This is a genomic window from Pelatocladus sp. BLCC-F211 (assembly GCF_041928655.1).
In the GTDB taxonomy this organism is placed as follows: Bacteria; Cyanobacteriota; Cyanobacteriia; order Cyanobacteriales; family Nostocaceae; genus Pelatocladus.
Genome location: NZ_JBHFLM010000201.1, coordinates 68,193 through 88,771, shown reverse-complemented (window position 1 = coordinate 88,771; position 20,579 = coordinate 68,193). Strand labels below are relative to the sequence as shown.

Below are 20,579 nucleotides of genomic sequence, written 5' to 3'. Positions count from 1 at the left end.
TTATGGTGACTTACGTATTACTTAAGAGAGGTTTTTTGACAAACAAAGCAAGCTATGTCTTCAGTTTCTCCAAATTCTCTGGTGTTATAGTAATTAAAATCTGTAAAGCCGACATTTTTCAAAGCGGACTGAACTTCTTCTAAAAAATGATCTTTTCTTAACCAAACTGTATCTGAACGCTGCCAACTTTTTTCAATCAATTCAAATCCTGTGACTTTAATTTCCCACATCCTTTCTTCTTGTTTGTAGTAAAATAATTCTATTAATGAACATTCATCATTAATACTAACAATATTAAAATTGTTTTTCTGAGCAGTTTCATGCAGCCAATCTGTTATAGGTATATTAAACACAAATACCCCATTATCTCGAAGTGCAGCATATACGTTTTTAAATGCCATTGTTAAATCTTTATTGTTTTGGATAAAATGAAAAACATCGTTTGCCAAAACTGCATCAAAGATTGGTGGTAAATCAAACTGACGTATATCACTAAGGATAAATTCACTTTCAGGCGCATTGTTTCTAGCGTAGTTTAGCAGTCCTTTAGAAGCATCGATTCCAGTAACTTTATATCCTCTAAGGTTAAGTTGTTGTGCTAAATGTCCGCAACCACAACCAAGTTCAAGAATATGCGCTCCCACAGGAAGTTGAGATAACAATATTTGGTCTAAAGCAGGTATTATACCTTGCAATAAATCTTCTGGTGTATTCTTTAATTCGTTCTGTAAACGAGCAATATATTCATAGTTGGGGATATTTGTTAGCAGAGACATAGACTATTTTTCCTATTGTCAAATGAATGTTTGCAATCAAATAATTCAGATGTTAGTTATTCGCTAAAAGAGCTTCTACTTCTTCTTCGGATAATTGTTCAATTTTTTCCAACAGAAGTTGCTCAATCATTTCTGCCTGTTTGGCTGGTATCATGGCTTTTAATAAAAGATCACGCAATGGTAAATCTATCGGAAATTTAGCTCGTAATCGAGAAACTAATTGAGTTGCGATGAGAGAGTCTCCTCCTAACTCATAAAAGTTGTCGTAAATACCAACCTCTGCAATCCCAAGTACATCTTGCCATATTTGCGTAATTTGTTTTTCCAACTCACTTGTCGGAGCAATATAGGAATTACTTAGTTGAGGTCTGGAATAGCGCGGGGATGAATATAATTGATTTGAATATTTTGAATTGGCTGGAGAATCAAGGTTAAATGCATGATTATGTCTCGTCTTGATATCTACTGTAGAAACAACAATTTGAGTTCTTTGATCTAAAGAGAGTATTCTTTTAAATACTTGTATAGTTTCTGTTGAAGTAATAGCCAATTTCTCTCCAGATACCTGCTCACTGGTATCTAATTTTGGAGTGAAATTTAATTGTGTTTTATCCCAATTTATAGTGTACCACGGGAAAGAATTATTTTGATTGTGGTGGGTAATTAATGTATCTATTAAATGATTAGCCGCTGAATATAAACCTAATCCAAATCCTCCTAAAATAGAAGATAATGAAGAAAAAACGATACAAAAATCTAAATTTAGATTTTCTAATACTTGTGCTAATACAGAAATCTGACGGCGTTGTAAATTAAATAATTTTTTTGACTCTATCTTGTCAATTTCTGGAATTGAACCAAAGATTTTTTCACGTTTGATTCCAGTTGAGCAGATAACTCCGTTAATTTGTTCAATATTCTCAGATAAAAATATTTGATGAATTTGTTGATTATCAGTTTTATCTGCACGCATTACTAAAACATCTGCACCTAAGTTCTCCAATGCTTGCAATTGTTGAATTTTGCAACTCACTTCATCTTCTTGATCATGAGTTTTCAACCATTGCAATAAATCATCCTTTTCTGGAAAAGCTAAATCCTCGATAAATATGAGTTTGGCTTGAAAAGTTTTTACTAAATATTCTGCAAGCACAAATTCAATATTGTCTAAACCACCAAAAAACAGATAAACACCGTGTTTTTTCAATGGTAGTTTTTCTTCAACCACTGACGTTAGGCGAACTGGCTCAAATGTTTGTACCCAACGGTGGGAACCACGATAAGCAACAACTAAGTCTGAGGATACAGTCGTGAATTCATTTAAAAGTTGATCAATAATTTTACTTTCATAACCTTGGTATTTTTTATCCTCTACATTCAAGTAGTTAGTTAACGCAATATCAATACTCCGACAGATTATCTGAGGATATTCTTGAGAAATTACCTGACATAAACCTAACACTGTCGCCTTTTCTGGATCTATAATTTCATTGCCATCGACTTCTTGAATATGATTAGAGACAACCCAGAGTTGTAAACTTTGATCTATTTTGAGTTTACTAAGACTTTGTGATATAAATAATAAACTTTGGAATTCTAAGTAATTCTTTGAATGATAATTATTATAATTATTCAAACTCCAAAAATAAGCTATATTTTCGGGCAATTTTCCTAAGCCAAGTAACTCTTTAAATAAAAGATCATAGTCTTGATCTATGCATGGATTAATTGTATAAATGCATTCGTATTTTTTTTCAAATTTTTCTCCAGGCTTAACTATAATTATATTATTACCTTGATTATCTAATGCTTTAATTAATTTCTCACTCACTCCCAAATCATCTACAAAAAATAACCATTTTGTTTGATTTGATTTTACTTGATCAGAGGATGAGTGAGTAAGTAAAGAGCGTTTCCAGGAAGGAATATAAAACCAATCGGTAATATCTTGTTTTTGACCTAATGTTGCTAATTTACTATTTAAAGAAGTTGATGAGGATTTGGCATCAATCCAATACCTTTGTCGTTCAAAAGGATAAGTCGGTAAAGGTAAACGATGACGTTGCTCGTGGGTATAAAATCCTGACCAATCTATATCTACACCAAATAGCCACAACTGACCCAATGTTTTCAATAAAAAGCTTACATCTGATTGTTGTTCTTGCACATGACGTAAGGAAGTTAATATATGTTGTTTAACATTAATATCTAAATGCTGTTTAGTTAATGTGCCTAAAGTTCGTCCTGGTCCTACCTCTAGAAAAATACCTGTAAACTGCTTTAAAATTTGCGATATTCCATCGGAAAATCTCACAGTTTGTCGTAAATGTTGACTCCAATAATTAGGATTTGTAGCTTGTGCGTCTGTAATCCAACTACCAGTTACATTGGAGATAAAGCGTATGCGTGGTGGATTCAGTTTGATTTTTTTGAAACATTGCACAAATTCCTCTAAGATTGGCGACATCATTTGCGAATGGAACGCGTGAGACGTATGTAATAGGCGACATTCCACACCTTGAGAAGATAATTGATTTTTTAGTGTGGCGATCGCCTCCTTTGTTCCAGAAACCACACATGAATTTTGGCTGTTGATCGCTGCGATTTCTACAGAGTTTAAAATCAGCGATCGCACTTCTTTTTCTGGAAGCGGGATTGCTAACATACTCCCTTGCGGTAACTGTTGCATGAGTTGCCCCCTTTTTGCCACAATGAATAGCGCATCTTCAAGAGAAAATACACCTGCAATGGTTGCAGCGACATATTCTCCAATACTGTGACCAATCATCGCCGCAGGTAGCACACCCCATGACATCAATAACTTAGCGAGTGCGTACTCAATTACAAATAATGCGCTTTGAGTAAAAGCTGTTTGTTGTAGTTTTTGGCTAGCTGTTTCCATTTCTTCTGAGTTTGGAAACAGTAAATTGCGGATATCAAAACCAAGGTGAGGTTGCAAAATTTCGGCACAAGTATCTACATCTGTGCGAAATGTTACTTCGACTTCGTAGAGTTCTCGACCCATGTTTGCATATTGTGATCCTTGTCCAGAAAACATGAAAATAACAGCCTGTTCTCTATGTTCCTGATATAGAGTAAAAATTTGTTCTTGGTCTTGTATATCTAAGATATTTACAACATCTTGAACATTCTGACATACCAACACCCGGCGATAGTTAAAAGCCCTACGACCAACTTGTAAAGTATAAGCGACATTAGCTAAATTTATCTCTGAATTCTGTTTAAAGTACGCCAATAAATTTTTAGTTGCAAATTCTAAAGCTGTGCTAGTTTTGGCTGATAATAATATTAATTGCCAAGGGCGCGATTCTAGAGACGTGCCATGACACATCTCTGCAACTGGTGCTTCTTCCAAAATGACATGGGCGTTAGTTCCACCAAAACCTAAAGAACTAATTCCTGCTCTCCGCGGAGTATTGTTAGTTTCCCAATCGGTCAATTTAGTATTAACATAGAACGGACTATTTACAAAATCAATCTCAGGATTGGGAACTTCAAAATTGATGCTAGGAGGTATTTGTTTATGTTTTAACGCTTGCACAGTTTTGATGAGACTTGCTATACCAGCCGCTATATCTAGATGACCAATATTTGGTTTAACTGAACCGATTGCACAAAAGCCATTTCTTTGTGTAAAAGCACGAAAAGCCTTAGTCAGTGCTGCAATTTCTACTGGATCTCCAGCAGCAGTTCCAGTTCCATGAGTTTCGATATAAGAAATATCATCAGCATTTATTCCTGCATTTGCCAAAGCTTCTACAATAACTTCAGCCTGACCATTTACACTAGGTGCGGTATAGCTAACTTTTAAAGAACCATCATTGTTAATTGCTGAACCTTTAATAACCGCATGAATATAATCTCTATCTGCTATTGCATCTTTTAATCTTTTTAACACAACTATGCCAAGTCCACTGCCGAAAATGGTACCTTGGGCTTTAGCATCAAAGGCTCGACAATGGCCATCAGGAGATAAAATTCCATCCTGTTCATAGAAATAACCTGACTTTTGTGGAACTATAATTGTCACTCCACCAGCTAAAGCAATATCACACTCTTCATCAAGTAAACTTTTGCAGGCTAAATGTAAAGCGACTAATGAAGTAGAGCAGTAAGTTTGAATACCTATACTTGGCCCTTTTAAATTTAATTTATATGAAATGTTTGTGGTCAAAAAATCTTTGTTAAAAGTATAGTTGTTAGAAATATCTCTGGAATTAACATTATTATATATATTATTAAAAAAGTAAGTATTTGTGCTAACACCAGCATAAACCCCTATTAAACCTTCATAGGTTTCTGGGTCATATCCAGCGTTTTCAAGAGATGACCAGGCACATTCTATAAACAGGCGATGTTGGGGGTCAATTAGTTCAGCTTCTTTTGGAGTGTAACCAAAGAATCTAGCATCAAAATGTTCAATCTCTGGTAATGTAGGCGCTGCTTTCACATAATTGGGGTCATTTAAAACTTCTTTTTCAAGATTTAAATCTGCTAAGTCATGATTGGAGAAAAATGAAATAGACTCAACCTTATTTTGGATATTATGCCAAAATTCATCAATATTATTTGCACCAGGAAAACGACCAGACATCCCCACTATGGCTATATCTAGATTTGCTGTTGATTCTTGTGTTATTTCATTAATCATGACTTTCTTAACTAGATAAATTCAATTTTTATTTCAGTTGGATTGCATTTTTATCTGTCTTCTTCTTTGTCCTCGACTTAACCGTTGTTCAAAGGTATTTTTCTGAGGTTCTTCAGGAGTAAAAATATTCGCCATTGAACCTATATTTGGACATTCATACAGCTTGGCAACAGAAAGGTTTAAATTAAATTGCTGATTTAGAATAGTAATAAGTTGAATACCTATGAGAGAATCACCACCAAGTTCAAAGAAGTTATCATAAATACCAATTTTTTCAATTCCAATAACTTCTTGCCAAATATTAACTAGCTTTTGCTCAATTTCATTGCGCGGAGCAACATAATCGTTACTTAATTCGGGTCTAGGATATTTTGATTTGGATGAATTAACAGTTTCTAAAAAATCTAGAACTAATTTTTTATTGTCAGAATTAGAATTGTATTGTTTAAGTACGTTTAATAAGTCAGATGTAGATATAACAACTTGAGGTATTGTATTTGCCATAACTCTCAGAAATACATCTACACCTTCATGAGGTAATATACCTTGTTGAAGATTTTCTAGTCGCAATTGTTGGAGTCTTTGGGGTAATTCTGTATTCACAGCCATTCCCACTTCTTGCCAAGTATCCCAGTTAATACTAGTAGTAAACCGACAGTTGTGTGAAGTATTATAGTGAGCAAAAGCGTCAAGGAAAGCATTCGCTGCACAATAATCTACCTGTCCAAACTCCGCGACAATTGAACTATTTGATGAGACTAAAATCAAGAAATCTAAATCAATATTTTTGAAAATAGCATCAAGAACTATTGTTCCTTTTACCTTCGGAGCCAAAATACTTTCTGCTTCTGCTGGAGTTTTTCGTTGAATTGCACCTCCTCCAGGAACTCCAGCAGCATGAATGACGCCATTTATTTGACCAAATTGTTGTTGAGCTTGAGCGATCGCACTTTGCATTTGTTCTATATTACTAACATCAGTAGCGATCGCTAAAACTTCTGCACCCAAGTCTTCAATTTGTTGAATTTTGCGAATCTTACAGCTAGTAGTATCAGTTTGATCATGAGTGGATAACCATTGAGACCACTCATCTTTTTTGGGTAAAGTAGAACGTCCTACTAACAATAGTTTTGCTTGTACAGTTCGAGCTAAGTATTCTGCTAAAACAAGTCCGATACCTCCGAGTCCACCTGTGATTAAATAGACTCCTTTTTTTCGTAATCGAGACTTTTCAACTTTAGCTTGATTAAAACGGACTGGCTCAAAACTCTGCACCCAACGATTTAAACCCCGATATGCAATTAATCTTTCGGAATTATTAACCGTCAATTCTATCAATAATTTTTCTATAAGTTGTTCTTCTTGCCAACTTCCGCTAGGAGGAATAATCACATCAATACTACGACAATTGATATTTGTATATTCTTGAGAAATAACTTTAACTGGACCAAGTAAAGTAGCTTTTTCTGGACAAATCAATTCAGTCCCTGTCACTGGTTGTAGGTTGTTAGAAATAACTGTGAATTGAAAATCATTCGTAGTTTCTTGTCTGCCTAAAGCTTGAGCAATAAATAATAAACTATAAAATCCTAAGTATTGAAATTGTTCTAATTTATATTCAATGATTGAAAGGGTGACATTCCATAAATGAATTATATTTTTTGGTAATTGATTTTTTCTAAATAATTCTTGAAATAAAATATCGTAATCATGATGATTGGTAGGGTTGATAGTATATTCATAATCGCCTATCTGCTTAAATTCATCACCAATTTTTACAGTAATTACATTTCGGGTTTGTTTTTTTAGTTTGTTAACAAATTTGATACCCAAACCGCACTCATCGATAAATACTAAAATGCAATATTTATCAGGTACTAGTTCTTTGTTACCAAGTTGTACTGGAGGTAAAGAAGGCTTCCAAAAAGGAATGTAAAACCAGTCAGATATATCAGGTTTTTTGATTAGTAAACCTGAAGTTTGATTATTATTTTTATCTGCCTTTTTAGCTTCAATCCAGTATCTTTGTCGTTCAAAAGGATAGGTAGGTAAAGGTAGACGGTGACGCTGTTCTTCAGTATAAAACCCTGACCAATTTATTTCCACACCAAAAAGCCACAATTTACCTAATATCTCTAACAAAAAGCTGACATCTGATAGTTGTTCTTGAGATAAGGAAGTTAGTACATGTTGTTTAGCATTAATATCTAAATATTGCTTGGTGATTGCACTTAAATTTGATCCCGGCCCCACCTCTAGAAAAACACCTTTAAACTGCTCTAATATTTGAGAAATACTCTCGGAAAAATTTCCAGTTTGTTGTAAACTCTGGCTCCAATAGTCGGGATTTATAGCTTGTGCATCTGTAATCCAACTACTAGTTACATGAGAAATAAAGCGAATACGTGGTGGATTGAGTTGAACTTTTTTGAGCAGATGTAGTTGTCCCCTGTTTGCTACCATTGCTAACCCATCTTCAAGAGAAAACACACCTGCGATCGCAGCTGCAACATATTCCCCAATACCGTCACCAATCATCGCTTCTGGGCTTACTCCCCATGACATCAATAACTCAGCTAAGGCGTATTCAACTGCAAATAATACGCTTTGAGCGATATCTGGTTGCTTTAGTTTTTGGCTAGCTATTTCCATTGTTTCTGATTGTGGAAACAGTAGTTCACGGATATCAAGACCGAGGTGAGGTTGCAAAATTTTCGCGCAACTATCTATATGTCTGCGATATATCGCTTCAACTTCGTATAATTCCCGACCCATGTTTGCATATTCTGATCCTTGTCCAGGAAACATGAAAATAACTGGGCAACGATTTTGCTGACAATGGTAACTAAAAATACTTTCAGAATCTTGATTTTTCAGTAATTTAACTGCATTCTTTAGGTCTTTGCAAACAACAATGCGCCGATGATCAAAAGCTCGACGACCTACTTGTAGGGTATAAGCTACATCAGGCAAGTTGATATTAGGATGTTGTTGTAGATAAGTAGCTAAATTTGCTGTTGCAGTTTCTAAGGCTGTGCTAGTTTTGGCTGATAATAATATCAATTGCCAAGGGCGAGAAGTGCTGGATGTTTCAATTCCAGGAGCTTCTTCCAAAATTACATGGGCGTTTGTCCCGCCAACACCAAAAGAACTTACACCTGCTCTACGAGGTAAACCGTTAGTTTTCCACTCTAATAATTTAGTGTTGACGTAGAAAGGACTGTTAGCAAAATCTATCTCTGGATTAGGTTTTTCAAAGTGTAAACTAGGGGGTATTTGTTTATGTTTTAATGCAAGAACTGTTTTAATTAAACCTGTCACACCTGCTGCTGTATCCAAATGCCCAATATTAGTTTTTACTGAGCCAATAGCACAGAAACCTTTTTGATTTGTGCTAGCACGAAAAGCTTGTGTAAGAGCTTTGATTTCAATTGGATCTCCCAAAGGAGTTGCAGTTCCATGAGCTTCAATATAAGAAATTGTATCCGGTTCAACACCAGCCAAAGCAAGTGCTTCTAAAATTACTTCTCTTTGACCATTAACACTAGGTGCTGTATATCCAACTTTTAAAGAACCGTCATTATTGATAGCCGAACCTTTAATTACAGCATGAATAAAGTCCCCATTATTAACAGCATCGTCCAATCTTTTTAACACAACAATTCCTAAACCATCGCCAAACACTGTTCCTTGAGCCTGAGCATCAAAAGTTCGACAATGTCCGTCAGGAGAATGAAGAACACCCTCTTGATAGTGATATCCAGATTTCTGGGGTAACTTGGCTATAGAAACACCACCAGCCAGAGCAATATCACTTTCTCCATTGAGCAAACTTTGACAGGCTAAGTGTACAGCTATTAAGGATGTAGAACAATTATTCTGAACATTTATACTTGGTCCAGTCAGATTTAATTTATAAGAAGTTTGTGTACTTAAGTTATCTTTTTCATTACCAATAAAAATATTTAAAGCATCTACAGATTGTATTAATTCTTCATTAGAAGCTAAATTAATAAATAAATAATTACTATTAGTTACACCCGCAAATACCCCTATTTTACCATCGTATAATTCAGAATCATAACCCGCAGATTCTAAAGCTTCCCAAGCAGATTCTAAAAACAGACGATGCTGTGGATCTGTAATTTCAGCCTCTCTAGGAGTAAATCCAAAAAATGCAGCGTCAAACAGCTCAATATCTTCTATTATACTTGCTGCTTTTACATAATTTGGGTCGTTGAGCAAATCTTGATCTATACCCGTAGCTAGTAATTCCTCATCTGTAAAATGAGAAATTGATTCTAATCCATCTCGCAAATTTTTCCAAAATTGTTCAACATTTTTTGCACCTGGAAAGCGTCCATTTATGCCAATAATAGCTATCTCATCGTTATCATCAAACTTATTAAATTTCTGCTCACTATTATTCATAATAAATGCCTAATAATCAACACCCACAATCATTTTATTGTCAAACTGCACCAAATTTTCTCCATACCTCTTTTATTCGTGTTCTTCGTGTTATTCGTATCTACTCTTACGAAAAGCCACTACCTACGGAAGCCGCAGAAGCGTCTACGTGTCTACACAGTTCGTTTTTATTTCTTGTGTATTAGCACATCTTCATACAGAATTAATATGATTAGCTTCTAAAAAATCTGATGTTGATAAATCTAAAGCAATGTGAATTTGATCATTTAGAACTGCATCAATATCATCTTGAGTAGTAAGCGGATTAGCAATAACAGCACGCAACGCAGTCACTGAAATTTCTTTTTGTAAACAAGTGATTGTTTTTGTTGTTCGTGAAATAAAAGTACGACCAGCTTGACGTTGAGTTTTTTGCAGACGTTCATTAAATATATTAATTTGTTGATTATCAATTTCTGTCAATTCATTTTTCGCTGCAAGTTCTCTTAAAGACTCCGGAATGTAGCGATAAAGAAGCAAATTTATATCCGGTTGAGATAGTAACTCAAATTCGGGCATAGTAGCAATTTGATCAGCCATATATTGGGTTTTTTCAATTCCTGTATCAATCAAAAATTCATAACCTTTCAGCCCGATTAAATGTAGTCCAGCATGTAAAAATAATGCCATTCCCGGACGAGAACCTTCTAAAGCGCGTTTACCTAAATCGAATGAATTTTTACGCATGGTATAGCTAGCATTTTTTTCAATCGATGAAGCTAGCTTTGGCTCACGCGTAAATACCATACCAATACCCATAGGTAAATACAGCTGTTTATGTCCATCAATTGTGACTGAATCAGCACGTTCAATACCAATAAGTTTTTGTCGATGTTGTTCGGAAAATATAAGTGGACCACCCCAAGCAGCATCTACATGAAAATGAACATTTGCTGCTTGAGCAATATCTGCTATGTCTGAAAGTGAATCTATGTTACCAGAATCTGTAGTCCCTGCAACTCCTGCGATCGCAATAATATGTAGATTTTTCGCTTGACAATCTGCAACAGCTTGACGTAATGCCGATAAGTCTACTTGATTATTAATATTAGTAGGAATTTTGATTAAACCATGCGTACCTATGCCTAATAAATCTGCTGCTTTTTCAAAAGAATAATGCATCAATTCAGAGCCAATTACTACCGCTCCTTGATAACCATAGTAATCTAAAGCTGCTGCTAAACCTGCCTTTTCTACACCTGCAAAACTATTTTTTGCACCCAAAGATTTATTTCGAGCGCACCATAATGCGATGATGTTTGCTGCGGTTCCTCCAGAAACCAATATACCTAAAGTGCTTTGGCTATTTTGGACATGCTCGCTATAAAATTCATCAGAAAAATTATAAATCAACCTATGCATCATTGCTAAAGCCTGACGTTCGTATGGACTAAAAGCTTTAGCTGTTTCTATTTTGACAACATTTTGATTCATTGCTGTCATCAGTTTCGCAAGAGGTCGCACAAAACAGGGTAGTGCAGAGGTCATATGACCAATGAATCGTGGTGAAGATGTATGTATTGAATGATTAATAACATTATCTGCTAAATATTCCAGGTAGTTATCAAAGTTAGCAGGATTAATAGGAACTTGACTATCAGCAAAGGTTTCTAATAACACATTAAATTCAATCTCAGAATTAGTATTAATGGCATTTACAAAATCATCAACTAACGCGTCAGTTTTCACAGCCATATTAGCTTCTATAGGCACTAAGCTGTTCGATGGTGCAAATAATTGCATCACCTCATTTGCAACTGCATACCTTGGTGTTAGCTCGTTTTCCAAAAATAAATTCTGCTGATTTTTTTCTTGTCTTTGCTGACTCAATGCCATTTTGTACTCCACAAAGGATTTATTTTTTGATTTTCTACTTTTTACTTTCTCTTCGATGATTCTGTCTGGCTTCTTTGCGACGCTTCATGGAAGCAGACCTCGCTGGAGTCCGGTAAGAGTCTTTTTGCAAAGTAGCTTGTTCATCGCTACTTAAAAACTCAGCAAGCAAACTAATAGTTGGTCTTTCATAAATACTGATTATCGGAATATGGGTATTTAATTCCTTTTGTAACTGAGAGATCACCTCAACACCAATGAGAGAACTACCTCCCAAATCAAAAAAGTTATCATAAATACCAATCTTTTCAATTCCTAAAACTTTCTGCCAAGTTTTCGCAACTATTTGTTCTACATTGTTACGAACTGGAACATACTCATTTTGTAAGTTTGCTCTGGAATGAAGTGATAAAATATCTCTATTTTTTTGTAAAAATTCTCGTTTAATCCATTGGTCAATTCTGGGTTGTAATTCTCCCGCAGAAACAACAATTTGAGGAGTTTGATTTAGAGATAACACACGCCTAAAAACATCTATACCTTCCTTCCATGTCATGCGTAATTTTTCTAACGCCACTCCCACAGTTAGATCCTGTATATCGTCTTCTTGAGATTGCCAAGTATCCCAATTCACGCTTATACAAGGAAACGCATTTATCTGATTTTGTTTGTGAGCATAGGCATCCATAAAAATATTAGCAGCAGAATAGGAAGTTAATCCTAAACCACCTAAAACAGATGATGATGAGGATGTGAATAAACAAAAATCTAATTTTTGGTCTCGCAAAACTTTTTCTAAAACAAATAGTCCATATACTTTAGGATTAAATTGCGATTGACTTTGAGTTTTAGAACTTTCTTCGATAGTGTAATATGCATCATCGTTAATTCCCGCTGCGTGAATTATACCATGAATTTCACTAAAGCGTCTTTTAGCTAATTCTATAGCTTTTTGCATTTGTTGTTCATTAGCTACATCAGCACTAATCGTTAGAACTTCTGCACCTAATTCCTCAAGCTGAATCAGTTTTTTAAGTTTCTGACTGATTTCATTGGATTCATCATGGTTACTAAGCCATTCAGACCATTGATGTCTTCCAGGAATACCTTTTCTGGCGATTAAAATTAACTTAGCTTGCACTGTTTTTGCTAAGTATTCTGACATTGCTAAACCAAGGCGACCAAGCCCACCAGTGATTAGGTAAACACCCTGTTTTCTCAGTTTATTTTTGCTGACAATGCTCTCATTTAACTGTACAGCTTCGTATGTTTTTATCCAGCGATGATTACCACGATAAGCAATTATTTTATCAGTTGTTGATGTTGTAAACTCTGTTAACAATGCATCTATTAACGTTGAGGATGACTGAATTTTAGAGTCTGGAAGTACAATATCAAAACAACGACAATTTATATTGAAATATTCTTGTGGAATGACATTACATGGTCCTAATATAGTTGCTTTCTCAGGGCATAAATTCTCGCTACCAGTGACATCATTTATATTACTGGTGACAACCATCAACTTTATTGGATCAATAATATTCTGTTTTGCTAAGGCTTGTGCTAGAAACAGCAAACTATAAAAACCGAGATTTTGACAATTTTCAAAAAATTGATATTGTGTCTGTGTGTCTAGCTCTTGATTGGGATTGGGTAAAGTATGGTTAGGAGTAACGCTCCAAAAATGTGCGATCGCTTGGGGAATCGAATTCTGTTCTTGTAGTAATTTAAATAAGGTATCATAGTCATCCCTTAGTTCAGGATTGATGGCATATGTACACTCATCAAGTTTAGTAAATTTGTCTCCAACTTTCACAAAAATCACAACTTGATTTTGTTGTATGAGTCGTTCAGCAATTTCTGTTCCTACTCCATATTTATCAATAAAAATTAACCAGCACGACTTTTGTTGCAGTAGTTTTTCCTGTTGAAAAAGTTCAAGTGGTGTTGATTCTTTCCAACGAGGAACATAGAACCAATCAGCAATATCTGGTTTCTTATCTGATGTTTTCGGAGACATCATTGCTAAGGTCGCATTTCGATTTACCTCAAGCCAATACCTTTTTCGTTCAAAGGGATAAGTAGGTAATGGTATACGATGGCGCTTTTCATTTAGATAAAAACCCGACCAATTAATTTGAATTCCTACTAGCCAAAGTCTGCCTAAAGTATTAAGTAAAAATTCTACATCTGATTGTTGTTCTTGCGGATGTGGTATCGATCTTAGTGTGATTATATCTGTTTGATGTTGTTTAACCAAACTACTCAGTGTCCGTCCCGGCCCAACTTCCAAAAATATTTGCTCTGGTTGTTTGAGCAACTCAGCAATTCCTAAACTAAATTGTACTGGTTGCCTTAAATGTCTTGCCCAATATTTAGGGTTTATTGCTTCATTTGCAGTAATCCAAGTTCCACTGACATTGGAAATAAATGGTATTTTAGGGGGATTGAGTTTTACTTTTTCTAATGACTGAGTAAAAGTCTCAATCATAGGTAACATCATGTAAGAATGAAAGGCGTGAGATGTATGCAAACGTCTACAATTGACGCCGATTTTTTGTAGCTTTTGTTGCAATTTATCTATTGCTTCTTCTGAACCTGAAACTACACAGGAAGAAGGAGAATTAATAGCAGATAAAGAGATTTCTTTTTCTAAAAATTTTTGGATTTTCTGTTCTGTAAGCTGAATAGAGAGCATAACACCACCAGGTAATTCTTGCATGAGTTTTCCTCGTGTTGCGACTATTGCTAGAGCATCTTTTAAAGAGAAAACTCCTGCTATAGTTGCAGCTACATACTCCCCAATACTGTGACCAATCATCACTTCAGGTAGCACACCCCACGCCATCCACAACTTAGCTAAAGCGTATTCAATTACAAATAGCGCAGGTTGAGTAATTGCTGTTTGCTGCAACTTTTGTGTTGCTTCTAAAACTTCTTCTTGTCTGGGATAAAGAATTGTACGTAAGTCTATTTGCAAGTGAGGTTTTAGCAGTTCGCAGCAGTGATCAACTTGCTCTTGAAAGATCGTTTCATTTTCATACAATTCTCGACCCATATTTACATATTGCGAACCTTGTCCAGAAAACATAAATACAACCGAACGATTGCAAGGTTCTTGGTAATAAGTAAAAGCTCTTTGAGGATCTTGCAATGCATTAATTGCATCTTCTTTGTTTTGACAAACTACCATTCGCCGATGCTTGAAAGTCCAACGACCAACTTGCAACGTATGAGCTACATCAGCAAGATTTAAATCTGGATGATTTTGCAGATGATTAATAAAATTTTTTGTAGCAGTTTCTAGGGCTGTATTTGTCTTAGCTGAAAGTAATAATAATTGACAATTGCGAGAATTATTAAAGGATTTAATTATCGGAGCTTCTTCTAAAATTATATGGGCATTTGTGCCGCCGAAACCAAAGGAACTAACACCCGCACGGCGAGGAGTACCGTTTGTTTTCCACTCAGTTAATTGATTGTTGACATAAAAAGGACTATTAGCAAAATCAATTTGGGGTGATGGTTCTTCAAAGTTCAAACTGGGGGGAATTTGTTTATGTTTTAGGGCTAAAACAGTTTTAATTAAACCCGCAACACCAGCAGTTGAATCTAAATGGCCAATGTTAGTTTTGACAGAACCTATCCGACAAAATCCCTTTTGTTGAGTTTTAGTCCGAAAAGCTTGTGTTAAAGCAGCAATTTCAACGGGATCACCTAAGGAAGTTCCGGTTCCATGCGCTTCAATGTAGCTAATAGTATCAGGTTCGACCTCAGCCATCACCTGAGCAGCTCTAATTACTTTTGCTTGACCATTGATGCTGGGTGCGGTGTAGCTAACTTTATCTGAACCGTCATTATTAATAGCAGAACCTTTGATGACTGCATGGATGCAATCTCCATCTGCGATCGCTTCTTCAAAGCGTTTCAGAACTACAAGACCCAAACCTCTTCCTTTTACAGTTCCGGACGCCTTAGCATCAAAAGCACGACAGTGTCCATCAGCAGATTCAATTCCTCCCTCTTTATATAAATATCCAACTGCTGTGGATATTGAAACTCCTCCTGCTAAAGCAATATCACACTCACCACTGAGCAAACTTTGACAAGCTAAATGTACAGCAACCAATGAACTTGAACAGGTGGTTTGAACCGCATAACTTGGCCCTTGTAAATTTAATTTATAAGAAACAAGTGTAGTAACATAATCTGGAGAAGTTGCCTTTTCAATTTGCTTATCACCGACTGAAGCTATCAGTTCATAATTAGAATAAATATTAAGTAGATAACTGCCAAAACTTGTACCAGCGTAGACTCCAATAGGTTTTTTATATATCTGTGAACTATAACCTGCATCCTCAAGCGCTTTCCATGAATGTTCCAAGAAAAAACGGAGTGAAGGGTCCATAATTTCAGCTTCTCTAGGGCTGATGTCGAAGAATGAAGCATCAAACAAGTCTATATCTTCGACTAGACCTTCTGCTTTCACATAATTTGGGTCGTTTAATAAAGCTGCATCTACACCTAAACCTTGTAATTCTTGGTCAGTAAATCTATGTATTGACTCTACTCCGTCTCGGAGATTTTGCCAAAATTGATCAATATTTTGAGCATCAGGGAAACAGCCGCTCATACCAATAACAGCTATTTCTAAACCAGTTTTATGATTAAAATATTCTACATGTTCCATAATTAATTTTATTGGTCGCTATTAAACATTCTGTTGTCTCTTTTGTAAAAAGCGTTGTTTTAATCTTGCTTTCCCAGCCTCTAACTGTTCATTCAATTCATCGCTCTGATTCTCAAAGCTATCGTCTTCTTCTTCGTTTAAATACCGGACTATGGAACTAATTGTTGGATATTTAAACAAATCAGTTATTGCTAAATCAGGTTTAAAAAGTTCCCGCAATTTGCTGTAAACCTGAAGCACATTTAGTGAATGACCACCAAGATCAAAAAAGTTATCTTGGATACCAACTTTTTCCACCTTAAGTATTTTTTGCCAAATATCAGCTATCGTGTGTTCCATTTCATTTCGCGGTAACACGTAAGCTGTTTCTAGTATTGGGCGGAGATTATCTGGCTTAGGTAAAGCTTTACGATCTACCTTACCGCTTGGTGCTATGGGTAGATTTTCTAGTATCACAAAAGCAGAAGGTAGCATATATTCAGGTAATTTTTCTTTTAAAAAATTACGCAATTCGCTAATACTAGGAACTGGTTCTGTTTTTGCAACCACATAAGCAACTAATTGCAAGTTACCTGGTTCTTCTTGGTGATCTATGACTATATTTTCACGTACATTTGGGTGTTGACTCAGAAATGTTTCAATTTCCCCAAGTTCAACTCGGAAACCACGAATCTTCACTTGATGGTCAATACGTCCTAAGAATTCTATATTTCCATTACTGAGCCACCTTCCTAAATCTCCTGTTTTATAAATTAAATCTCTACGATTTTCTGGTAACTTCTTCCTAGCATCTGGAAACGGATTAGGAACAAAACTTAAATTAGTTTTTTCTTCATTTTTCCAATACCCTTCGCCAACACCAATTCCCGATACACAAATTTCTCCAGGAACGCCGATGGGTAATAGCTGCATTTGCTCATCGAGAATGTAGAGATTTAAATTTGCTAATGGTTTACCAATTGGTACTGTTCGTTGATTTTCATCAAAAGGTTTGTGAACGATAAACTGAGTAATATCATCCGCTGCTTCGGTGGGACCATAGGCGTTAACAATTTTGATTTCAGGATATATTTGGAGCCACTTATTTACCCAATTTACCGATACTGGTTCCCCCACAACCATCATCCATTTCAAATCAGGTAATTCTCTGTCCTGAATTCCTAGCCACGAAGTATATTCAAGTAAGCCCCCAAATAGTGCTGGTACTAATTCAACAACTGTAATTTTTTCTGATTTAAGTGCTTTAAATAGTTTATCAGGAATCGCAACAGTTTCGATATCTACTATAACTGTCTTACCACCTATTAAAAGTGGTGCTAAAAATTGCCATACAGAAATATCTGTCGAGGAAGGAGCGCTTTGCAAAAAACAAAATTCCTCAGTTAATTCTAATTCATCAAATTGGGCATAGATATGATTAATTGCGCCATCATGTCTAACTATTGCTCCCTTGGGTAGTCCTGTGGAACCTGAAGTATAGAGCATGTAAGCTGGATCAACAGCATGATTAATAGGTTCTATATTCTCATTAGGTAATTGTTCAAAATCTAATTTATTATATATATTTATTTTTTTTTGATTAGCAAACAATATATTTTCAATAGTTACATTATCTAAACAAATAATAGATGATAATTGTGAACAATCTCCTACTAAGCCTGATAGATTTTCTAAGAGCGGAGAATCTGTGAGTAAAAATCTCACTTCGCTATTAAATAGCATATATTGAGTTCGATTTGCTGGGTAAGTACTATCAATAGGTACATACGCTCCACCTGCTTTGTATATAGCAAGGATCGCAATCAGGAAATTGATATCGCGGTCTTTGAAAATACCAACAAATTCCCCTTTAGTAACTCCTAATTTACGTAATAATCCAGCTAGTTGGTTGGCTTTTTGATTTAGTTCTCGATAGGTTAACTTACTTTCTTGATGAATAACGGCTATATTGTTTGGAGTTTGAGATACTTGCTTTTCAAATAATTGATTTATGGTCTGACTAACTGGATATTCTTGAGTATTATTATTAAACTCTTTTAACAATTGATTTTGTTCAAATTCCTTCAAAAAAAGAATTTCTGATATTTTGACATTATAATTATTTATAATATTCTCAAGAATATTTGTATAACATCTGCTCATTAATTTTATATTGTCGTCTCGAAATAGATGCTCCTTATACTCTATATTGGCACTAATACTTTTCCCATCAAGTGCAAAATAAATTGTGATATCGTTTTTGAAGCGTTCTAAATTATTTTTGTTATGAATATTTTCTAGTAAAATTACTATATCGAACATGGAACAACGATTAGGAGATGTTGGTATGTCTAGCAATTTAATTAATTCATCAAAATTATAATCTTGATGACTGTAAGCAGCGATAGTTGCATCTTTAACTTGTAACAGAAAATCTTTGAACGAAAGCTCAGTTTTTACCTGATTACGCAAAGGAATAACCTTGCTATTTATGCTATCAATACTATCAATACCAATTTGATCATATACTGGTATTCCGACAATAACATCATTATTCCTAGTGTATTTTTGCAGTAATATATTCAATATAGATACTAATATTAAATAGATAGAAAAGTAAGAACCATTAGCTAGATTTATAATCTGTTGAGATAAATTATTTGATAAATTAAAGCGAAAAGATTTATTTTGATAACTGGGGAATAAAGGTCTTATATAATCCAGCATCAAATTTGTTTCTGGTAATTCTCCCGATAGTTTATTGATCCAATAAATTTTTTGAGAGAATAAGTCATTGGAGTGTATATGCACAGCCATATTTTTATTTTGTAATCGATTGCTTGGTAAGTTAACTAGTATGTCAAGCTAGTTTGAGATGGAATCATCAAAAGCTTGTTTGATGATTAAACAACCTTTTTGCAAGGTAGGTATATCAATAATTAAAGGTGGTAAAAGTTTAATAACGGTATCATTTCTACCTGCTCGTTCAACAATTAATCCTAGTTCAAAACAACGTGATGTGATAGTTTTAGCGAAACTGCTACCACCAAAATTTTTCACATCAATTCCCCAAATCATTCCAATTCCACGTATTACTATATTTTCACTAATTAATGCTATTTCCTGAGTTAGAAAATTTTTTATAAATAACTCTTTGGCTTTAACATCCTGTTCAAAATCACAACTTTCTCTATACTCTAGAGCTGCTGTTGCTCCTACAAATGCTAGTTGATTACCTCTAAAAGTACCATTATGTTCGCCCGGTTCCCATATATCTAAATCTGGTTTGATTAATAATAGCGACATGGGGAAGCCATAACCACTAATTGATTTAGAAAGAACTACAATATCAGGAACAATATTTGCTCTTTCAAAAGAAAAGAAAGAGCCTGTTCGCCCGCAGCCTACTTGAATATCATCGCATATTAATAAAATATCATGTTGATGACATAAATTTCTTAATCTTTGCATCCATTCAATCGGAGCTATAATTACTCCACCTTCTGCTTGCACAGTTTCAAATATAATTGCTGCTGGTTTTTCAACTCCAGAATTAACATCATTTAAAACTGATTCTATATATTCTATTGTGTCAAAACTTTCCATGAATCCATAAGGATAAGGCATGAATGTTACATTACTTGATATCCCAATTGCGCCTGCTCGAATTCCAGTATTACCACTTATTGATAGGCTGCCCAAAGTCATTCCATGATATGCTCCCATAAAAGAGAATATACCTGATCTTTGTTTGACTTTTCTAGCTAATTTTAAAGCTGCTTCCACTGCATTTGTTCCTGTAGAACCGCAAAATTGAATGCGATAATCTAGCTTTTTAGAACTGAGTACTACCTCATCAAACTTGGCTAAAAATTTTTCTTTAGCAGAAGTATACATATCCAAACCATGTGCAATACCATCGGCATCTAAGTATGACATTACCTTTTGTTTTATATAATCATGATTATGTCCATAATTTAAAGCCCCTGCTCCTGCAAAAAAATCAATGTATTCTTTACCTGAGTCAGAATAAATCATCGAGCCTTTAGCTCTATGAAATATATCTGGAAAACTACGACAATAACTTCTGACATTGGATTCACACTTTTCAAATATATTCATAATACTTTTGTGTTGCAATGATAAACAGATTGTG

7 protein-coding genes are annotated in these 20,579 nt (G+C 35.0%); all 7 read right to left on the bottom strand.

Annotated features, from left to right (window positions below):
* Nucleotides 1–17: 17 nt before the first annotated feature.
* Nucleotides 18–776, bottom strand: a complete 759-nt coding sequence (locus ACE1AT_RS24320) for a class I SAM-dependent DNA methyltransferase (RefSeq protein WP_374873076.1) — start codon at nt 774–776, stop codon at nt 18–20.
* Between the two features lie 52 nt (nt 777–828).
* On the bottom strand, nt 829–5,448 hold the full coding sequence (locus ACE1AT_RS24315) for a beta-ketoacyl synthase N-terminal-like domain-containing protein (protein ID WP_374873074.1): 4,620 nt from the start codon (nt 5,446–5,448) through the stop codon (nt 829–831).
* Between the two features lie 33 nt (nt 5,449–5,481).
* On the bottom strand, nt 5,482–9,879 hold the full coding sequence (locus tag ACE1AT_RS24310) for an SDR family NAD(P)-dependent oxidoreductase (protein WP_374873072.1): 4,398 nt from the start codon (nt 9,877–9,879) through the stop codon (nt 5,482–5,484).
* 192 nt (nt 9,880–10,071) lie between these two features.
* Nucleotides 10,072–11,754, bottom strand: coding sequence for a pyridoxal-dependent aspartate 1-decarboxylase PanP (gene panP, locus ACE1AT_RS24305; RefSeq protein ID WP_374873070.1), 1,683 nt, complete (start codon nt 11,752–11,754; stop codon nt 10,072–10,074).
* 34 nt (nt 11,755–11,788) lie between these two features.
* Complete coding sequence (locus ACE1AT_RS24300; RefSeq protein WP_374873068.1) at nt 11,789–16,444, bottom strand: SDR family NAD(P)-dependent oxidoreductase; 4,656 nt, start codon at nt 16,442–16,444, stop codon at nt 11,789–11,791.
* A 21-nt stretch (nt 16,445–16,465) separates the two neighbouring features.
* Nucleotides 16,466–19,240 (bottom strand): amino acid adenylation domain-containing protein, encoded by a 2,775-nt coding sequence (locus tag ACE1AT_RS24295; RefSeq protein WP_374873066.1) that lies wholly within the window; start codon nt 19,238–19,240, stop codon nt 16,466–16,468.
* Nucleotides 19,241–19,288: 48 nt separating this feature from the next.
* Nucleotides 19,289–20,545, bottom strand: coding sequence for a diaminobutyrate--2-oxoglutarate transaminase (ectB, locus tag ACE1AT_RS24290; protein ID WP_374873064.1), 1,257 nt, complete (start codon nt 20,543–20,545; stop codon nt 19,289–19,291).
* Between the last annotated feature and the right edge of the window lie 34 nt (nt 20,546–20,579).

What these genes read in the sequence shown, in the direction of transcription:
- ACE1AT_RS24310 (WP_374873072.1), bottom strand. Translation starts at nt 9,879, where the DNA reads ATGAATAATAGTGAGCAGAAATTTAATAAGTTTGATGATAACGATGAG.
- ACE1AT_RS24300 (WP_374873068.1), bottom strand. Translation starts at nt 16,444, where the DNA reads ATGGAACATGTAGAATATTTTAATCATAAAACTGGTTTAGAAATAGCT.
- ectB (WP_374873064.1), bottom strand. Translation starts at nt 20,545, where the DNA reads ATGAATATATTTGAAAAGTGTGAATCCAATGTCAGAAGTTATTGTCGT.
- ACE1AT_RS24295 (WP_374873066.1), bottom strand. Translation starts at nt 19,240, where the DNA reads ATGGCTGTGCATATACACTCCAATGACTTATTCTCTCAAAAAATTTAT.
- panP (WP_374873070.1), bottom strand. Translation starts at nt 11,754, where the DNA reads ATGGCATTGAGTCAGCAAAGACAAGAAAAAAATCAGCAGAATTTATTT.
- ACE1AT_RS24315 (WP_374873074.1), bottom strand. Translation starts at nt 5,448, where the DNA reads ATGATTAATGAAATAACACAAGAATCAACAGCAAATCTAGATATAGCC.
- ACE1AT_RS24320 (WP_374873076.1), bottom strand. Translation starts at nt 776, where the DNA reads ATGTCTCTGCTAACAAATATCCCCAACTATGAATATATTGCTCGTTTA.